Source organism: Enterobacter sp. GD03975, from assembly GCF_029838645.1.
Lineage (GTDB): Bacteria > Pseudomonadota > Gammaproteobacteria > Enterobacterales > Enterobacteriaceae > Enterobacter > Enterobacter quasihormaechei.
This window is the reverse complement of the sequence record NZ_JAOBZC010000006.1, coordinates 18,267-36,052: the sequence shown is the minus strand read 5'-3', so window position 1 is coordinate 36,052 and position 17,786 is coordinate 18,267. Positions and strand designations below refer to the sequence as shown.

The window sequence follows — 17,786 nt, the reverse complement described above, 5'->3', positions numbered from 1 at the left end:
TAAGTATAGCCACAAAAAAACCGACGCTTTTGGCGTCGGTTTTCTCTTCATCAGCTGTCCGTCAGCGCGTTCTGGTAGCGGTGCAGCATAAATACCAGCCGCTCAACCGGCTCGGTAACCTGCGGCGGCGCTTCCCAGATCCGCAGTTTTTCCTGGTAGATATCCAGCTCTTCCAGCAGTTGCTTAAAGTAGCGGCGACGTTTGTCATCGCTGGATGCCGATATCACGTGGTCCGCCGTGCGCCGTAGCTGGCGGTGGAAGGCGGACAAATCGTCGTTAATCGGCACCGGTGCGTTCCGCAGGCGCTGGTGCGCGATAATCATGGTCAATGCCAGGCGGAAACGGGCGACATCGCCCGGGAATTTGTTCAGCAACAGGAACAGCTGCTGGTAAAGAGCCGGCAGGTGGTTCTCCTTGCGTCGTGCGGTATTGGTGGTCAGGGACGAAACGGCGGCCGACACAAACTGATTCAGCAGCACACGCCCTGTCCGCGCCCGGGAGTTATCCCGCACCAGCAGGATGACCATCATCGCCAGGAAACAGCCCACCAGCTGGCCTAATGCGCTGTCCAGGAACTGGCTAAAATGGAAGGTCATCGGGTTATCCAGCACAATGATGTTAATCGTACTCGCCAGGGCACCTAACGATCCCAGTCGGCGTTTTTGTACCTCAATCCCGATAAAGAACGCCATTACCGCCAGGCTGATGCAGAGCAAAAGCATGCTTTGCTGTGTCGAGGGGATAATCACCAGGAAATAGAGCGCGCCAATCGGTAACGCCGCAATGGTACCGTACAGAAAATCGATAGCGACCATGCGCGGGTTGGGCAGACGCATCGCCAACGCGGTCACGACGGCAATCATCACCATCGCGCCGCTACCGGACGTCCAGCCGGTCCACAGCCAGAACAGCGTGCCGAGTATACAGGCCAGCGTGGTGCGCCAGAAGTTGACCATCGCATGATGCCGCTCGGCGGATTCCGGTTTAATTACCACTTCGCCCTGTAACACCTCTTCTTCCGCCGCACTGATTTTGGTGTTGCCAATCACGCCGCGTTTCAGAAGCAGGTAGCGCGTTGCGGCGCCAACCCAGGTATAAATGGTGACTGGCGTATCACGCTCTCCCGTCCAGGCAATCACGCGGCGCATGCGTTTAAGCTGTCGATGCACGTCCTGCACCGTCTCCACAGGCTCATCAAACAGTTCGCGGAAGGTATCCGTTACCGCTTCGGGGCGAGTGTTCTGAATCAGGTAGGTTTCACACGCCTGGGTGATCAGCGTTAACGAGACGGTATTGATCGCTTTCAGACGACGATTGGCACGCTCCCAACGGGAAGACTCCATGTTGAGGTTACTGCGCATCCCTTCCAGCGCCTGCGTGCGGCGCACCAGCCCGCTCCAGGCCTTGTCGACCTCTTCGCTGTCGCCGTGCTTAATGCACAGCTGCATGAGCTGGTACTGGGCAACGATCAGCGCGTCCAGCTCACGATCCACTTCCTGCTTAATAGAACGCGGAGAGAAAAGCAGATCGGCGACAATCGCGCAGACGATACCAATCACAATCTCGCTGCAACGTTCCACGGCGAACTGCGGGGCGAGCAGCGGATCGGTCTGGATGGTGATGATAATAATCAGCGCGGTATAACCCGCCAGACCCCAGGCGTACGAGTTCTCAACCTTCACAAGGGAGGAGACCCAGGTACAAAAACCCGCCCAGATACAGCACACGATCAGCATCAGCAGCGGCGTGCGGATCATCAGGATGATAATGGTCAGGGCGGCGATACAGCCGATAAAGGTCCCGATAATACGCAGCATCCCGCGATAGCGGATGGCCCCGGAATAGGGTTCGCCACCCGCCGCGAAGGCGGGACCGGCGGCGACAATCGCGGCGGTCAGAACGGCCCAGCGCGGCGTTTCAAGCTGGAAATGGAAGCCAACAAACAGCGCCAGCACAATGGCGCATGCCAGCTTCACGGCGAAGCGGATGTGCTGGCTGGCGATGGAAAAAATGCCCATAGCGATCAACCAAACTCGCGCAGGCGATGGGCGATTTGACGGAAGATGGAGTCCTGGCTGGCATCACGGTCTTTTTCACCGGTGATCACCACCGTCGCCGTGGTGCCTGCGGGCCAGAGGTTGCTCTGCTGCTCGTCCAGACGAATGCGCACCGGTACGCGCTGCGCCAGGCGAACCCACTCAAGGTTGGAATCGACGGTCGCCATCCCTTTGTTATCAACCGTACTGCTGGAGTTGGTCACCCCCGCGGCAACGCTGTCCACGGTCCCTTTCAGGACACGGTTGCTGCCGAGCGGCGTGATTTCAGCGCGATAGCCCGGACGCACGCCTTCCAGCTTGGTCTCTTCCATATAGGCGAGGACGTAGAAGGAGTTTTGTTTCACCAGCGCCACGGCGGTTGAGCCGCGCGTGATAAACTCACCGGCATAGACGTTAAGGTTAGTCACCCAGCCATCGGACGGGGCGCGGATCACGGTACGTTCCAGATCGAGCTTCGCCAGATCGCGCGTCGCCTGAGCTTTTGCCAGCTGGTGCAGCACGGTTTGCAGCACGTTATTGGACTGGTCAATCTCTTCCCTGGACATGGCCTGGATGCCCAGCTTGTTACGGCGTCCTGCTTCACGACGTTTTTCAGAGGCCAGCGCGTTGTAATACGCCACGTCGGCTTCTGCTTCTTCAAGGGCTTTTTGATAGCGCGGCTGGTCGATGGTGAACAGCACCTGATCTTTCTTCACCAGCTGGTTATCGTGAACGTTGACCGCCGTAATAAGACCGGCAACATCGGGCGCTATCGCGACCACCTCCGCGCTGAAACGCGCGTCGCGCGTCCACGGCGATTCGGTGTAATAGACCCAGGCGCGAAAAATAGCGATGAACGCCAGGATGACCAGCGCCATAGTGATGGCAGTGCGGGAGATTTTTCTTGTTAGCGTTTTCACATCAACCTCAGACAAACATGCGCGATATTAAATAGAACAGGCAGCAATACAGCGCGGTATTAAACAATGCAGGATGCCAGACGAAATCATAAATCCCGGTAGGGACCAGCACCTTGCGCACCAGCCAGAAGATCGCCAGTGATAAAAGAAGCTCGAAAAATATCGGTGGGAACGACAGACCGAACACCACGATAACGGGAAACAGACTCATGTTGACCTTGATTATAGAGAGTGCAGGCTACTGGATTGTTAAGCTCGCGCCGCCGCAGGAGGGCAAGAAATGCCGGGCGAGAGTGGCGCAGCCGTTATGTAATTAATAGTATATTAACGTAACTGTTATGCTGTTATCTATCATATGTGATCTAAATCACTTTTAAGCCAGAGTGAATAATGGAACGACTAAAACGCATGTCGGTGTTTGCCAAAGTTGTCGAACAAGGCTCTTTTACCGCCGCAGCACGTCAGCTACAAATGAGCGTCTCATCCATTAGCCAGACGGTGTCAAAACTGGAAGACGAGCTTCAGGTGAAGCTGCTCAACCGCAGTACCCGCAGCATCGGGCTGACGGAAGCGGGTAAAATTTACTATCAGGGCTGCCGTCGAATGCTGCATGAAGTGCAGGATGTTCACGAGCAGCTTTATGCCTTTAATAACACCCCTATCGGCACGCTGCGCATCGGGTGTTCTTCAACTATGGCACAAAATGTTCTCGCTGCCATGACGGCGGAAATGCTGAAAGAGTATCCAGGCTTAACCGTCAATCTGGTGACGGGTATTCCCGCACCGGACCTGATTGCCGATGGGTTAGACGTGGTGATCCGCGTTGGCGCCTTGCAGGACTCGAGCCTGTTCTCGCGTCGGCTGGGCAGCATGCCGATGGTGGTCTGCGCCTCAAAGAGCTACCTGGCACAGTATGGCGTGCCGGAAAAACCCGCCGACCTGAGCAACCACTCGTGGCTGGAATACAGCGTGCGCCCGGATAACGAATTTGAGCTGATCGCGCCGGAAGGGCTTTCCACCCGGCTGCTGCCTGAAGGCCGCTTCGTGACCAACGATCCGATGACCATCTCGCGCTGGCTGGTGGCCGGGGCCGGTATCGCCTACGTGCCGCTGATGTGGGTGATCAACGAGATCAACAGCGGCGAGCTGGAGATCCTGTTCCCGCGCTACCAGTCGGATCCGCGCCCGGTTTACGCGCTGTATACCGAAAAGGACAAGCTGCCGCTGAAGGTGCAGGTCTGTATTAACTATCTGACGGACTATTTTGTGGAAGTGGCGGAGCTGTTTCAGGGCATGCGGGGAAGAAGGAAAGAGTAGGCCTTCCCCCTCACCCCGGCCCTCTCCCCGTTGGGGAGAGGGTTAGGATGAGGGGAAAATGAAAAATTACGCCGTGCCGCCCACGGTCAGGTTATCAACCTTCAGCGTCGGCTGGCCGACGCCTACCGGCAGGCTCTGGCCCTCTTTGCCGCAAACGCCCACGCCGTTATCCAGCTTCAGGTCGTTACCGACCATGGAAATCTGCTGCATGGCCTCAATGCCGGAGCCAATCAGGGTTGCGCCCTTCACTGCTTTAGTTACTTTGCCCTTCTCAATCAGGTACGCCTCTGAAGTCGAGAAGACAAATTTGCCGGAGGTGATATCCACCTGGCCGCCGCCAAAGTTCGGCGCGAAGATACCGTAATCAACGGATTCGATAATCTCCTGCGGCGTGGATTTACCCGGCAGCATGTAGGTGTTGGTCATGCGCGGCATCGGCAGGTGCGCGTAAGATTCGCGACGACCGTTGCCCGTTGGCGCAACGCCCATCAGACGCGCGTTGAGCTTGTCCTGCATGTAGCCTTTCAGGACGCCGTTTTCGATCAGCACGTTGTACTGGCCCGGCGTGCCTTCATCGTCGATAGAAATCGAGCCGCGACGGTCAGGCATGGTGCCATCATCGACCACGGTACACAGCTCAGAGGAGACAAGCTGCCCCATCTGACCGCTGAATACAGACGTACCACGGCGGTTGAAATCGCCTTCCAGCCCGTGACCGACCGCTTCGTGCAGCAGCACGCCGGGCCAGCCTGCGCCCAGCACAACCGGCAGCGTACCGGCGGGTGCCGCCACGGCAGACAGATTAACCAGCGCCATGCGCACGGCTTCTTTTGCCCACGCGTCAGTGCGCGCTTCGCCGTCAACGTCGCCGAGGAACCAGTCATAGCCAAAACGACCGCCGCCGCCGCTTGAGCCGCGCTCGCGCTTGCCGTCATCTTCCACCTGAACGCTGATGGAGAGGCGCACCAGCGGACGCACGTCGGCGGCCAGCGTACCGTCCGTTGCTGCCACCAGGATCAGCTCATAGACGCCGCTCAGGCTGGCGGACACTTCCTGCACGCGTTTGTCGGCGGCGCGGGCCACTTTGTCCACGCGACGCAGGATGTCCAGCTTCTCTTCGCGGCTCATGCTTTGCAGCGGGTCGATGCTGGTATAGAGCGCCGAATGCTGCACTTCGCCCAGGGTTTTTACGCGGCCATCGCCCGCGTCGCGCACGATGGTGCGTGCGGCCTGCGCGCTCTGCTCCAGCGCGGCCAGGCTTATCTGGTCGGCATAGGCAAAACCGGTTTTCTCGCCGCTCACGGCGCGCACACCGACGCCCTGGTCGATGTTATAGGAGCCATCTTTAATGATGCTGTCTTCTAAAACCCAGGATTCGTGATAGCTCGACTGGAAATAGAGATCGCCGTAGTCGAGACGGCGTTCGGTCAGTTGACCAAGAATGGAGAACAGGTCCTGATGGCTCAGGCCGTTCGCTGCGAGCAAATGTTCACTTACCAGGTTCAGACTCATCGTATTGCTACTCGTTCGTTGCCGCCCGTGGCGGTGTAAAAATCGTATTTATTGAGAGTGAGGCAATTACCTGCCCACGTCAAATCATTGCTGTGCTTCTTTGCGCGGCTGGCGCAGCACCTCATTAATCTGCGGTTTATCGATTGGGCCCGTAATGCGGTAGCGCAGAATCGAGACCTTGCTCCAGAGCGGCCCCAGCACTTTGCTGGCGGCAAATACCGCCGCACCGACAATCGGGTTAACCACAAACGCCGTCGCCACGCCCACGGTAGCGGAAATCTCCGGGGCGACGACCGCTTCCATATCCAGTTCACGACGCACCAGATCCACCGAGCCTTTCATGGCGATATCCGCCTCCAGGCCGTCCAGCAGCGTATCGTCGGTATGCATCACGCCGTCCTTGATCCAGGCCGTTCCGCGAATGGAGTCATAATAGAAACCGTCGTTGAAGGTATCGCTGAAATCGAAGCGCAGCTTGCGCAGCAGCGCGTCAAAGCTCAGCAGGCGCAGTATTTGCCCCGCATGGCCGGTGCTGACATCGGCAATTTGTCCCTTACCAAAACGGGTTCTGAGAATGCCGTTCAGCGTGGCGACGTCCGGCTGCCACGGCGCCGCACGCCAGTGCAGATCGTAATTCACATCGAATGACGATCCCCGAAGCGGCGTGCTGATGCCGAAGAAGTTAGCCGCCGCATCCAGCTTGCTGCCTTTGATATCGCCTTTCAGAGAGGTGCGCTGCGCGCCCGGCTTATTCACCCATTCCCCGGCGGCGGTCAAACGGCCAAAACCGGTATCCACCAGACCACCGGTAAGGCTCAGCGTCGTGCCCTTGATGGCGACATCTCCGTCGATACGGCCATATTTTTGCCCCCACAGCCAGCACTCCGCACAGCGCAGCTGGAGATCGGGCCAGCCGCTGAAATCAACGCGCGAAGCCTTGCTGAGGGGCGAAGCGACCGACGGCTGTTTTTCAGCCACGGCAAAGGTCGGGTTGTAATAGAGGTAGCGGATCGCCGCCTGCCACGGCGCGTTATCGCGCATCGTCAACGTGCCGTTAATTTCACGACCCTGAGCCTCAACCTTTGAGCCGTTAGCCGTCGGCCGGGAAACGATACTCAGGTTGTTCCACCGCTGCCCACCCAGCGTCAGCGCAGGCGTACGTAGGGTAATGGCCTGCGGGAACTGCGCCGTTTGATCGACGTTTTGCCCAACACCTTTCTGGAACAGTGCCAGCCACTCTGCGCCATCCATCGCCGGCAGATTCAGCTCAATTCCCGCCTGCTCCGGCAGCGGTGGCGTGGTACGGCTGTCCGTCGTCCAGATCGCCCTGTCCAGCGTCAGCTTGCGGTTAAGCAGCCAGCGGCTGTTAAAGTGGTTTGTTCCGCCAGCGTTACCGGTTACGTCAAAGCCGTTGAGGTTACCGTCGACGTTGACGTTGACAGGCAGCGGCTCGCCGCTTTTCTTATTCAGGGGCGCGGGCAGCTGGCTGCTGAGATTTTTAAGATCGCCCGTGATGTCGACCTTATACCGCGCGCCGGAGTGATAAGGCAGGTCGATGGCCACCTTGCCATTCCACGACACCGCGCCGTCCACCGCGTTCTCAACCGGCTTCGGCAGAACATTCATGCGTGACGGCTGCCAGTTCGCGTCCATATTTACCGCCACCTGGTAGGCTTTATCACCCTCGGTGGTGGAGAAATCGATATTGACGGGTTGATTGAACCAGGTCGCTTTCAGCGGCGCACTTTTCAGATTGCCGTTAACAAAGCTGAACTGTCCGCTGAGGTTTTTCAGCGTACTGTCCAGCGGCTTGATATAGAGGCTGTTGTTGTTAAGGCGAACGTCGCCTTTGGCGGTAGTCATTTCCCCGTCGAGCGGGATATCCAGATGTAAGCGAGCATTCACATCGCCATCTAACTGCAACTGCTGAAGGGTGGCCGCCAGGGAGTCATTCAGCGGCGTATCTTCAAAATACGGACCAACCGCATTACCCGGCCCCTTAATATCCGCATCAATCAGCAATTTCTCTTTCGAGTAATCCGGGATGTTTGCGGTCAGGTTGCTCGCCGTCACGCCGCCCAGCGCCACGCTGTCCGTCTTCATCCACAAGCCGTCATTCAGGAAGTTGAGTTCGATATCGAGATTTTTCAGCGCGGGCCAGCCCGGCTGGAAGGCATAGGTTGCGTTGCGCAGCGGCACCAGAACCTGGAACTGACCTTCGTTATGCTTATATGGGAACAGGTGCGGGTTGCCGCCGTAGACCAGCGTGGCGTTATCCGCCTGACCGCCCTGAATGGCGCCGCTGAGATAGTCCACCAGCGCTTTCCCCATCAGGTTCTCCGGGAAGTAGCGCCACGCCTGCGAGCCGTCATCCGTGCTGATGCCTGCCAGGATACCCAGCCACGGCTCATCGCCTTCAGGCTGTAGGTAGCGGAAATTGCCGCGGGCATGCACCGCCCTGGCTTTTACATCGATATTTCGGCCATCAAGCTGAAAACCTTTGCCATTCTTCAGCCAGTTGAGGGTGACATTACCCTGCGCGATCTCCAGCGGCGCACGAAAGACCGTTTCGTACGGCATTTTGGCATCCTGCATTTCTGCCGTCAGCCTGCCGTTTTCCACGCTTCCTTCCAGCTTGCCGCTGAAATGCTCAGCGCCCGGCAGCAGTTTCCACTGTTTCCAGGCGAGATTTTTCCATGCCGCCTGGAAGCGCGTTTTTTCCGTGGCCTGAAGCGGAATATCCAGCGCCAGACGGTTTATCTGCCCGCTCGGCTGCGTCGCCAGCCAGATGTCACCCAGCTCCGGGGAGAGTTTTGCGGCCATTGAACGCAGGCCCTCGATCGCCGTCAGGTCCAGGTTACTGGCGCGGATACGCAACTCGTCGCTGCGTTTACCGTTTACCCCGCCGACGTCCTGCTCCGGCATCCACGCCAGCGTCAGCGCGCCGCTTGGCCAGGGTTTGTTGTCCATAGAGATGCGCGTATCCGGAATAGCGAACTGCCAGCCGCCTTTTTCCTGGGTTACGTGGGCGGTGAGGTTATCGACCGAAAGCTGATGCTGATGGTTTTCGCCCTTCCAGCTCGCGCCCCCCTGCTTGAGCCAGATATCGCCGCTGGCGAACGCCCCGTTCGTCAGGGTCATCCAGCCTTCGAGACTGAAACGCGCGGTTTCCAGCTGCATGTTTTGCTGGATCCACTCGCCAAGCCACGGCTTCACGTCCACGTCGTCCGCCTGCAACCACACGCGGCCGTTGTTCAGCAGGCCATTGTCGTCGCGCAGATCCATCCGCACCTGCATCACGCCGTGCTGCCCGTTCAGGCTGGAGAGATTTACCTGCCCCTCGGCGCGGTGGCGATCTTTTCCGTTTAGCCAGGTCAGCTGTGGGATCGCCAGCTCGGCGCGCTGCCCGGAAAGGGTAATAAAGCTGATTTCGCTGTCGCGCAGATCGAAATGATCGAACTGACGCAGGAAGAGATCGCTGATACGGCTGGTTTCCAGCCCCCGATCGCCTTCGCCGCTTTGCAGCGGCGTATTGGTCTTTAGCTGAAGTTGCCAGAAGGTGAGATCGCGAAACTGCCAGCGCAGATGCAGCAGGCTTTGCCAGACATCCAGCGCCAGGGTAACGCGTTTGATTTTAAGGTGGCCGCCATCTTTCAGGCTGGCGCTGATATCCCGCGCATCAAGCGTCGGGCCAAAGGTCTGCCAGCTTGCCTCGATATGGCTCACGTCTAACGGCAGGCCGGTGGTGGACTCAATTTTTGCCAGGATCTGCGGACGCCAGCTGTCAAGATGCGGCAAGACGAGACGCAGCCCGCTCACGAGCAACGCGACAATCACGACCAGCGTTGCCCCTGTAAGCAGTAAAATCCCCGGCAATCGCCTCACGCGTCTCTCCTTGTCAGCCTTTAATCTCGCAGCGAACTGCGTTTACATCATTACGACGTCAAACTGCTCCTGGTTATAGAGCGGCTCAATCTGCACTTTTACCTGTTTGCCGACAAAGATTTCCACTTCCGCCAGCGCGTGCGACTCTTCCCCTTTCAGGGCCTCCGCCACCGCAGGGGAAGCATAGACCAGAAAACGGTCGGAGTCGTAGGCATGATGGACGCGGACAATCTCACGCATGATCTCGTAGCAGACCGTCTCCACCGTCTTTACCGTTCCGCGTCCATGGCAGGTTGGACACTCGTTGCAGAGCACGTGTTCCACGCTTTCGCGGGTCCGTTTCCGGGTCATTTCCACCAGCCCCAGCTGGGAGAAGCCGTTGATGCTGGTTTTCACGCGATCTTTACTCAGCGCCTGCTCCAGCGAGTGCAGCACGCGACGGCGGTGATCTTCATTATTCATATCGATAAAGTCGATGATGATAATGCCGCCCAGATTGCGCAGGCGAAGCTGGCGCGCGATGGCCTGCGTCGCTTCGATGTTGGTGTTGAAGATGGTGTCATCGAGGTTGCGATGGCCGACAAACGCGCCGGTGTTGATATCCACGGTCGTCATCGCTTCGGTCTGGTCGATAATCAGGTAACCGCCCGATTTCAGCTCAACCTTACGCTCCAGCGCGCGCTGGATTTCGTTTTCAACGTCATAGAGGTCAAATATCGGCTGGCGTCCGGTGTAATGCTCCAGCAGACCGGGCATTTCCGGAATGTACTCGGCGGTGAACTCCAGCAGGGCTTCATACGTCAGGCGGGAGTCCACACGGATGCGGTCAAGCTGCGCATCGGCGAAATCACGCAGTACGCGCTGAGCAAGCGCCAGCTCGCCGTACAGACGGTAGCGGGTCTGGTTGCGTTTTTTACGCTCCATCACCTTGGTCCAGACGCGCTTCAGGTAGGCCGCATCCGAGGCCAGATCGTCTTCGCTGATCCCTTCCGCCGCGGTACGAATAATAAAGCCGCCCTGCTCGTCGCAGTAGGCGCTCACGACTTTTTTCAGGCGCTCGCGCTCGCTTTCGCTTTCAATACGCTGTGAAACGCCAACGTGCGACGCGCCCGGCATAAACACCAGATAGCGTGAAGGCAGGGTGATGTCGGTGGTCAGACGCGCGCCTTTGGTGCCCAGCGGATCTTTCACCACCTGCACCATCAGATCCTGGCCCTGACGCACCAGCTCAGAGATGTCGCGCACGGCAAACTGCTTTTGCTCTTCGCCAGCCACGCATTCGGTATGCGGCATGATATCGGAGGCATGTAAAAACGCCGCCTTATCGAGCCCAATATCTACAAAAGCCGCCTGCATACCCGGTAGTACACGACTGACACGACCTTTGTAGATATTGCCTACGATTCCGCGTCGCGCTTCACGCTCAATATGAATTTCCTGAAGAATGCCACCATCAATGTAGGCCACACGGGTTTCCGAGGGCGTTACGTTTACCAACAATTCAGCCGTCATAATTATCCCTTCCCTCACGCAGTGAGTTAAAATTACTCAGCAACTCATACGTTTCCACCAGCGGTAAGCCGACTACGGCGTGATAGCTGCCATTTATCTTCCTGACAAAACAGCCACCCAACCCTTGAATACCGTATGCACCTGCTTTATCCATCGGTTCACCGCTGGCGATATAGCCGGCGATCTCCTCGTCGGTGAGGACTCTGAACGTCACTTCCGTTACCACCAGGCAATCCAGAACGTACTGGCTGTCCGCCAGCGCCACCGCCGTCATCACCTGATGCGTTTGTCCGGACAGGTTGCGCAGCATCTGCGCCGCATGGTCTGCGCAACGGGGTTTCTCAAGCACTTCACCCTTGAGAATGACGATGGTGTCCGCACCCAGCACCGGTAAGTCACGCGGCACGCATGCGACGCCCGCCTGCGCTTTTTCACGCGCCAGACGAGAGACGTACTGCTGAGCGCTTTCGCCCTCAGCACGTTTTTCTTCAATGCCGGTAACGATGCGTTCGAAGGAGACACCCAGCTGCGCGAGCAGTTCCTGGCGACGCGGAGAACCGGAGGCAAGATACAGAGACGTCATAGAAACCTTTTATTGCACGGCAAACTGCTGGCGAATTTTACGCATCAGCAGGAACAGCCACGGCCAGAGCACACCGTTTACTACACTACTCCAGAACACTTCCGGTCGGAAAGAGACGTTGATCACTAAAAACTCTGCCCAGAAAACAACGATATCCGCAGCGAGCGACAACAACATCACCACCAGCGCCTGTTGCCAGAGCGCAAGGTTACGAAAGAGCTGGAATTTGAGTGCGACGAGGTACGCAATAATGCTCATGGATAAGGCGCGCACGCCAAGCGTAGAGCCGCTGATGAGATCCAGTATGGCACCCATCACAAAACCCGTGCCGACATTTACGCGGTGCGGTAGGGCAAGGATCCAGTAGAGCAAAATGAGCAAAACCCAGTTTGGCCGGAAAACAAGAATGTCGTCCGGCCAGGGCATAATTTGCAGCAACAGTGCAACAAGGAATGAGAGCCAGATTACCCAGCGTCCCTGGCTACGATAACTGGCCACTACTGCCCTCCACCCGAGACTTGCGGCGGCGGTGGCGCATCCGGTAGCGGCTGCGTTAACCCTGTCGCCGGAGCCGGTACGGGCGCAGGTGGCCCCATCGCATCCGGCGCAGGCAGCACCTGCGGCATCATCTGCATCAGGCGTTCGTTCGCGACGCGATGCACATCTTCCGGCGTCATCGGGTTCGCACCGTTACGATCGGCCCCCCACAGCAGCAGCAGGTAGCGTAAACGCTGCAAGCCCGCCGTTGGACGCGCCTGGATTACGGTGTAAGCACGCTGAGTGTCGAGCTTCACGGAAGAGACCACTGCAACCGGGTAGCCTTCAGGGAAACGACCGCCCAGACCGGACGTCACCAGCACGTCGCCCACGCGGATGTCCGTGTTGGCTGGCAAATGTTCAAGCTGAAGATCGTCCGTACAGCCATTGCCGGCGGCAATCACGCGAATGTCGTTACGCAACACCTGAATCGGCAGCGCATGGGTAGCATCGCAAATCAGCAGCACGCGGCTGGTCAGTTTGGCAACCGCCACGACCTGGCCCACAACGCCTTTATCGCTGATCACAGGCTGACCTTCGTATACGCCGTTCACGCTGCCTTTATCAATCACCACCTGATCGCTGTAGGGATCGTTTACGGTGGAGATCACCTGGGTGACCATTTTCTGTTCATCCTGGCGCAGCGGCGAGCCAAGCAGTTCACGCAGGCGCGCGTTTTCCTGCTTATATTGCCCCAGCATCAGCAGCTCGCTGTTTTTCAGCAGCAGTTCCTGGCGTAACGCACGATTTTCAAGTTCGAGCTGGTCACGCGATGAAAGCGTTTGCGACACGGAGTCGAGCAGTTCACGGGGACCATTTGAAATAAAGTAGAAAGGACTGACGGCGGTATCCATGTACGTTCGGATCTGGCTGAACGTACCGAGGCGGCTATCGGCAATAATGACCCCGAGCGCCACCAGAACCGCCAGGATCAGGCGAAACTGTAGCGACGGGCCACGGCTAAAAATTGGCTTCATAGGCTATGCGTATTCTCGCGTCAGAGAGAAAGGGTAGCAAATTGCTACCCTCTCACACCCGACTACTCTTCGCTAAACAAGTCGCCGCCGTGCATGTCGATCATTTCCAGCGCCTTGCCACCACCACGGGCGACGCAAGTCAGTGGATCTTCTGCAACTACGACAGGAATACCTGTCTCTTCCATTAACAGGCGGTCGAGGTTACGCAGCAGCGCACCACCACCGGTCAGCACCATACCGCGCTCGGAGATATCGGAAGCCAGCTCTGGCGGGCACTGTTCCAGCGCAACCATCACCGCGCTCACGATGCCGGTCAGCGGCTCCTGCAACGCTTCCAGGATTTCGTTAGAGTTCAGGGTGAATCCGCGCGGCACGCCTTCAGCCAGGTTACGACCGCGAACTTCGATCTCGCGGACTTCGTCACCCGGATAAGCAGAACCGATTTCGTGCTTGATACGCTCTGCGGTTGCTTCACCGATCAGAGAGCCGTAGTTACGGCGAACGTAGTTGATGATGGCTTCGTCGAAGCGGTCACCGCCGATACGTACGGAAGAGGAGTACACTACGCCGTTCAGGGAGATGACTGCCACTTCGGTAGTACCGCCACCAATATCCACCACCATAGAACCGGTTGCTTCAGAAACCGGCAGACCCGCACCAATTGCCGCAGCCATCGGCTCTTCAATCAGGAACACTTCACGCGCACCGGCACCCTGAGCGGATTCACGGATCGCGCGGCGTTCAACCTGGGTTGCGCCAACCGGCACACACACCAGCACGCGCGGGCTTGGGCGCATGAAGCTGTTGCTGTGAACCTGCTTGATGAAGTGCTGAAGCATTTTTTCGGTCACGAAGAAGTCAGCAATAACGCCGTCTTTCATTGGGCGGATCGCGGCGATGTTGCCCGGCGTACGGCCCAGCATCTGCTTCGCATCATGACCTACTGCGGCCACGCTTTTTGGCGAGCCGGCACGATCCTGACGAATGGCCACAACGGAAGGCTCATTCAATACGATGCCTTGTCCTTTTACATAAATAAGGGTATTCGCGGTACCCAGGTCAATGGACAGGTCATTGGAAAACATGCCACGAAATTTTTTCAACATACTAAGGGATAATCCTGAAAGCTGGGGCGGAAAACAAAATCCGCTTACTTTACCAACCACACGCAGCAGCGACAAGGCGCAAAAATCGTCTGCTACGGTGAAAATTAGTGCAGCACGTTTCCTTTGTTACAAATTCATCCCCTGAATCCGTCAGGGCTGAGTAAACAGCAGCGTCCCTCACTTTCACTTGTAACCCATTAAAGGTCGTTCACTGGCTTTTATGCTCGTCTTACTCAAAGCTACAGGCGCGATATTCTACGTGAAAACAAAGTAAACGGCAGGTCAAACAGAGTATCTTTGCAAATATTTTTTCACATTGGTGTCAAGGGGCTGTGAGGCCGCAAAAAAATCCCCCTGACCGCCCGCTACACCGCGCTCTTTCAACATCTGCCATTCACTGCGTGAACGTACGCCTGTGGCAAATACCTGCGTTTGCGTTCCTTTGCACGCTTCCACCAGGCTCTGTACCAGCAGCTGGTTTTCCGTGCGTTTTTCAATCGTTCTGACCAGACCAGGATGCAGCTTCAATAATTCAACATCCAGCTCTTTGATCCAGCTGGTGCTCACCAGCGTCAAACCCGCCTGGGTGACGGCCACACGAGCCCCAAGCGCATTGATTAAACGTACCACCGGACGTAACCGGCTGATGTGTTGACCTACATCTGCCTCTGCAAGTTCAAAAATAATGCGTTTGCGTTGCGATTTTTCGCACTGCATTAACGTGTCGCGTAACCAGCGCTGGAAGCGCGGACGAATCAGCGACTCGACGGTCACCTGTAAAGCCAGATTTTCCTCAGGCCAGTAAGATAAAAACGGGATGAGGCGGGTGATTTGCTGGCGGTCATACTCTTCGGATAAGCCAAATTGCAGCACCATCGGCAGATATTCCGCCGAGATAACCTCTTCGGTGCCATCAAAAATACGGCACATCAGCTCACGGTGATGAACATGGCCATTCTTCATGACCGCCGGTTTTTGATAGATACGCGGTCCTCCGCGGCTCAGCATCTGTTCAATCAGGGTTCGCCAGCGCACGTTGCCGCGCCCTTTCTCCGGCAGCGTATCATCATAGACCGCCCAGCCGTTCGCGCCCTGTAATACGGCGTTACGCGTAGCCGCTTCCGCATGTTCCATCACCTGCTCCGTCGACTGGCCGCCGCGCCAGGCACAGATGCCCATATGCACCATGTCGTCTCTGTCGAGCATTTTGCTCTGCGGCAGCGCATCAACGGCTTTCAGCAGCTGGCTGGCGATACTCTCGGACTCCTTTAAGGTGCGATGCGGCAGCAAGACGGCAAAGTCACTGCGGTGGTAGCGCGCCAGCAGCGCGCCGGGGTAGCGCATAATAAAGGTGGACAGCAGGTTAATCAGGGTGAAGAGATTCTCTTCCGCCACGCGCTGTCCCCAGGTATCACGGAGCAGATCGAAGTCCGGCAGGCGAATCATCATCACCACGCCGTGCGTGCCTACCTTTTCGGGGTCATCAAGCAGCGTAGCCAGCTGATTATCAAAGAAGAGACGGTTGTTAAGGCCCGTTTTGTTATCCTGCGCGGCGTAGGAGCGGATCAGCGTGTCCATACGGCTACGCTGGTCGCTGGCAAACTGGATTTCGGAGAGCAGCACGTCCAGGGCGCTACTGGTGCGCGACGGCCATTCATAAACCGATCCCCGCACCTGCGGCCCCCGCTCGCCATTGAGTATCCGCACGGAGCGTGTTTCCAGCAGTTCCTGGCCGGAAAGCTGACGACGCTGCCAGCGAACGGCGAGGAAAATGAGCAGCACGATAAAGGCAACGGCGATGGTCAAAGGTGCGGTGGTCATGAGCGAGCGTAAATAGTTGCTCATCGGATCCTGGTACATCATATGGATCGTCATACCAGGGTGTTTAAGCGAATGTACCGTTACGTCCCGATACTGATCTACCGTGCCGGCAGGACGATAGCTGCCCTGGCGGGTATGGCTGAAAACGGTCTGCTTCCCCTGTTTAATCTCGATCCGCACAATATCCACAGGCACCATTAACTCATCCAGCTCACGCGAAAGCGCCGGGAAGGGTGTGGTGATCAGGCGGGTGTCGATAACCGATGCAACCGATTCAACACGGTTAACCAGCTTATCCTGGATGGCATTATAAAAGCTCAGCGAGCAGCCGATCAGCGTGACAATGATGGTCAGCCCCGTCAGCAAAGTGATAAAAGCTGAGAACTTCGTCGTTAATCGCATCCTTGAGATTACTCCGTGGGTTGAAGGGGTCGCAAGTGAGCGCTAACTTGCATTTCAAATGCGGCATACTACCAAACCTGGTGTATCTGGCAATTTATTGCGTTACATCGGCACGGTGTTTCACTGAGCGAGTATAGTCTTCAGAACATATTTTCCCATTACTAAACCTGGTGAGGACCCCCTATGCAGGCTTTGATTTTAGAACAGCAGGACGGCAAAACCGTTGCCTCGGTGCAAACCATTGAGGAGAGCCACCTGCCGGAAGGCGACGTGACCGTGGATATCGACTGGTCCAGCCTGAACTATAAAGACGCACTGGCCATTACGGGGAAAGGTAAAATCATCCGAAATTTCCCGATGGTTCCCGGAATCGACTTTGCAGGCCGCGTGCATACCAGTGAAGATCCGCGCTTCCACGCCGGACAGCAGGTCCTGCTCACCGGCTGGGGCGTGGGTGAAAACCACTGGGGCGGGCTGGCAGCACAGGCGCGCGTAAAAGGTGACTGGCTGGTCCCGATGCCGAAAGGCATGGACGGCCGCAAAGCGATGATCGTCGGCACGGCGGGCTTCACCGCCATGCTGTGCGTCATGGCGCTGGAAGAGGCCGGGATCCGTCCTGACTCCAGCGAAATCGTCGTCACCGGCGCAAGCGGCGGTGTGGGCAGCACGGCCGTCACGCTGCTGCACAAGCTGGGATATCAGGTCGCCGCCGTCTCTGGCCGCGAAAGTACGCATGATTATCTGCGTCAGCTGGGCGCAAACCGTATTCTGAGCCGCGACGAGTTCGCCGAAACCCGCCCGCTGGAAAAACAGGTCTGGGCTGGCGCGGTCGATACCGTCGGCGACAAAGTGCTGGCGAAAGTGCTGGCGCAAATGAACTACGGCGGCTGCGTGGCGGCCTGTGGGCTGGCGGGTGGTTTTGCCCTGCCAACGACGGTGATGCCGTTTATTCTGCGCAACGTGCGTCTTCAGGGCGTCGATTCGGTTATGGCTCCAGCCGAGCGGCGTGCCGAAGCCTGGGAACGTCTGGTCCGCGATCTGCCGGCCTCGTTCTATGAGCAGAGCGCCACGGAGATTACCCTGAGCCAGGCGCCAGAGTTCGCGAATAAAATCATGGACAACCAGTTCCACGGTCGTGCGCTGGTCAAAATTGCCTAATCTTCAAATTTTCGTGACAT

13 protein-coding genes are annotated in these 17,786 nt (G+C 57.4%); 2 read left to right on the top strand and 11 right to left on the bottom strand.

The window, feature by feature from the left end:
- Nucleotides 1-50: 50 nt before the first annotated feature.
- From aaeB to aaeX, 3 genes are read right to left on the bottom strand one after another with little or no spacing between them, the layout of a single operon-like run.
- Complete coding sequence (gene aaeB / locus N5C09_RS12240; RefSeq protein WP_236329006.1) at nucleotides 51-2,018, bottom strand: p-hydroxybenzoic acid efflux pump subunit AaeB; 1,968 nt, start codon at nucleotides 2,016-2,018, stop codon at nucleotides 51-53.
- Nucleotides 2,019-2,023: 5 nt separating this feature from the next.
- Nucleotides 2,024-2,956, bottom strand: coding sequence for a p-hydroxybenzoic acid efflux pump subunit AaeA (gene aaeA / locus N5C09_RS12235; RefSeq protein ID WP_063451239.1), 933 nt, complete (start codon nucleotides 2,954-2,956; stop codon nucleotides 2,024-2,026).
- Between the two features lie 7 nt (nucleotides 2,957-2,963).
- The gene (gene aaeX / locus N5C09_RS12230; RefSeq protein WP_003860416.1) at nucleotides 2,964-3,167 is read right to left on the bottom strand and encodes a p-hydroxybenzoic acid efflux pump operon protein AaeX; all 204 of its coding nucleotides are present in this window, start codon (nucleotides 3,165-3,167) and stop codon (nucleotides 2,964-2,966) included.
- Between the two features lie 179 nt (nucleotides 3,168-3,346).
- Between aaeX and aaeR the strand changes: the two genes are divergently transcribed.
- Nucleotides 3,347-4,273, top strand: coding sequence for an HTH-type transcriptional activator AaeR (aaeR, locus tag N5C09_RS12225; protein ID WP_063451001.1), 927 nt, complete (start codon nucleotides 3,347-3,349; stop codon nucleotides 4,271-4,273).
- Nucleotides 4,274-4,339: 66 nt separating this feature from the next.
- On the opposite strand, the gene tldD is transcribed toward aaeR, so the two are convergent.
- The 8 genes from tldD to csrD form a co-directional block, all read right to left on the bottom strand.
- Entirely contained in the window at nucleotides 4,340-5,785 is a 1,446-nt protein-coding gene (tldD, locus tag N5C09_RS12220) for a metalloprotease TldD (protein WP_279749124.1), read from the bottom strand.
- A gap of 84 nt (nucleotides 5,786-5,869) precedes the next feature.
- Complete coding sequence (gene yhdP, locus N5C09_RS12215; protein ID WP_279749123.1) at nucleotides 5,870-9,670, bottom strand: AsmA2 domain-containing protein YhdP; 3,801 nt, start codon at nucleotides 9,668-9,670, stop codon at nucleotides 5,870-5,872.
- Between the two features lie 42 nt (nucleotides 9,671-9,712).
- Entirely contained in the window at nucleotides 9,713-11,182 is a 1,470-nt protein-coding gene (gene rng / locus N5C09_RS12210) for a ribonuclease G (protein ID WP_063450998.1), read from the bottom strand.
- Nucleotides 11,172-11,765 (bottom strand): Maf family protein, encoded by a 594-nt coding sequence (locus tag N5C09_RS12205; RefSeq protein ID WP_279749122.1) that lies wholly within the window; start codon nucleotides 11,763-11,765, stop codon nucleotides 11,172-11,174. Before N5C09_RS12205 ends, rng begins: the two co-directional genes overlap by 11 nt.
- 9 nt (nucleotides 11,766-11,774) lie before the next feature.
- The gene (mreD, locus tag N5C09_RS12200; protein ID WP_003860402.1) at nucleotides 11,775-12,263 is read right to left on the bottom strand and encodes a rod shape-determining protein MreD; all 489 of its coding nucleotides are present in this window, start codon (nucleotides 12,261-12,263) and stop codon (nucleotides 11,775-11,777) included.
- The gene (gene mreC / locus N5C09_RS12195; protein WP_003860400.1) at nucleotides 12,263-13,279 is read right to left on the bottom strand and encodes a rod shape-determining protein MreC; all 1,017 of its coding nucleotides are present in this window, start codon (nucleotides 13,277-13,279) and stop codon (nucleotides 12,263-12,265) included. The genes mreD and mreC overlap by 1 nt, the downstream gene beginning before the upstream one ends.
- Before the next feature lie 62 nt (nucleotides 13,280-13,341).
- Entirely contained in the window at nucleotides 13,342-14,385 is a 1,044-nt protein-coding gene (gene mreB / locus N5C09_RS12190; RefSeq protein ID WP_000913396.1) for a rod shape-determining protein MreB, read from the bottom strand.
- A gap of 282 nt (nucleotides 14,386-14,667) precedes the next feature.
- Nucleotides 14,668-16,608: an RNase E specificity factor CsrD gene (gene csrD, locus N5C09_RS12185; RefSeq protein WP_063867536.1), complete on the bottom strand. Its 1,941-nt coding sequence runs from the start codon at nucleotides 16,606-16,608 to the stop codon at nucleotides 14,668-14,670.
- A gap of 183 nt (nucleotides 16,609-16,791) precedes the next feature.
- Here csrD and N5C09_RS12180 point away from each other — a divergent pair, with 183 nt between their 5' ends.
- Nucleotides 16,792-17,766: an oxidoreductase gene (locus N5C09_RS12180; protein ID WP_279749121.1), complete on the top strand. Its 975-nt coding sequence runs from the start codon at nucleotides 16,792-16,794 to the stop codon at nucleotides 17,764-17,766.
- The last annotated feature ends 20 nt before the right edge of the window (nucleotides 17,767-17,786 follow it).

Bases quoted from the DNA above. Each gene is read 5' to 3' on its own strand.
- aaeB (WP_236329006.1), bottom strand. From the start codon at position 2,018: ATGGGCATTTTTTCCATCGCCAGCCAGCACATCCGCTTCGCCGTGAAG.
- aaeX (WP_003860416.1), bottom strand. From the start codon at position 3,167: ATGAGTCTGTTTCCCGTTATCGTGGTGTTCGGTCTGTCGTTCCCACCG.
- aaeR (WP_063451001.1), top strand. From the start codon at position 3,347: ATGGAACGACTAAAACGCATGTCGGTGTTTGCCAAAGTTGTCGAACAA.
- tldD (WP_279749124.1), bottom strand. From the start codon at position 5,785: ATGAGTCTGAACCTGGTAAGTGAACATTTGCTCGCAGCGAACGGCCTG.
- rng (WP_063450998.1), bottom strand. From the start codon at position 11,182: ATGACGGCTGAATTGTTGGTAAACGTAACGCCCTCGGAAACCCGTGTG.
- N5C09_RS12205 (WP_279749122.1), bottom strand. From the start codon at position 11,765: ATGACGTCTCTGTATCTTGCCTCCGGTTCTCCGCGTCGCCAGGAACTG.
- mreC (WP_003860400.1), bottom strand. From the start codon at position 13,279: ATGAAGCCAATTTTTAGCCGTGGCCCGTCGCTACAGTTTCGCCTGATC.
- mreB (WP_000913396.1), bottom strand. From the start codon at position 14,385: ATGTTGAAAAAATTTCGTGGCATGTTTTCCAATGACCTGTCCATTGAC.
- csrD (WP_063867536.1), bottom strand. From the start codon at position 16,608: ATGCGATTAACGACGAAGTTCTCAGCTTTTATCACTTTGCTGACGGGG.
- N5C09_RS12180 (WP_279749121.1), top strand. From the start codon at position 16,792: ATGCAGGCTTTGATTTTAGAACAGCAGGACGGCAAAACCGTTGCCTCG.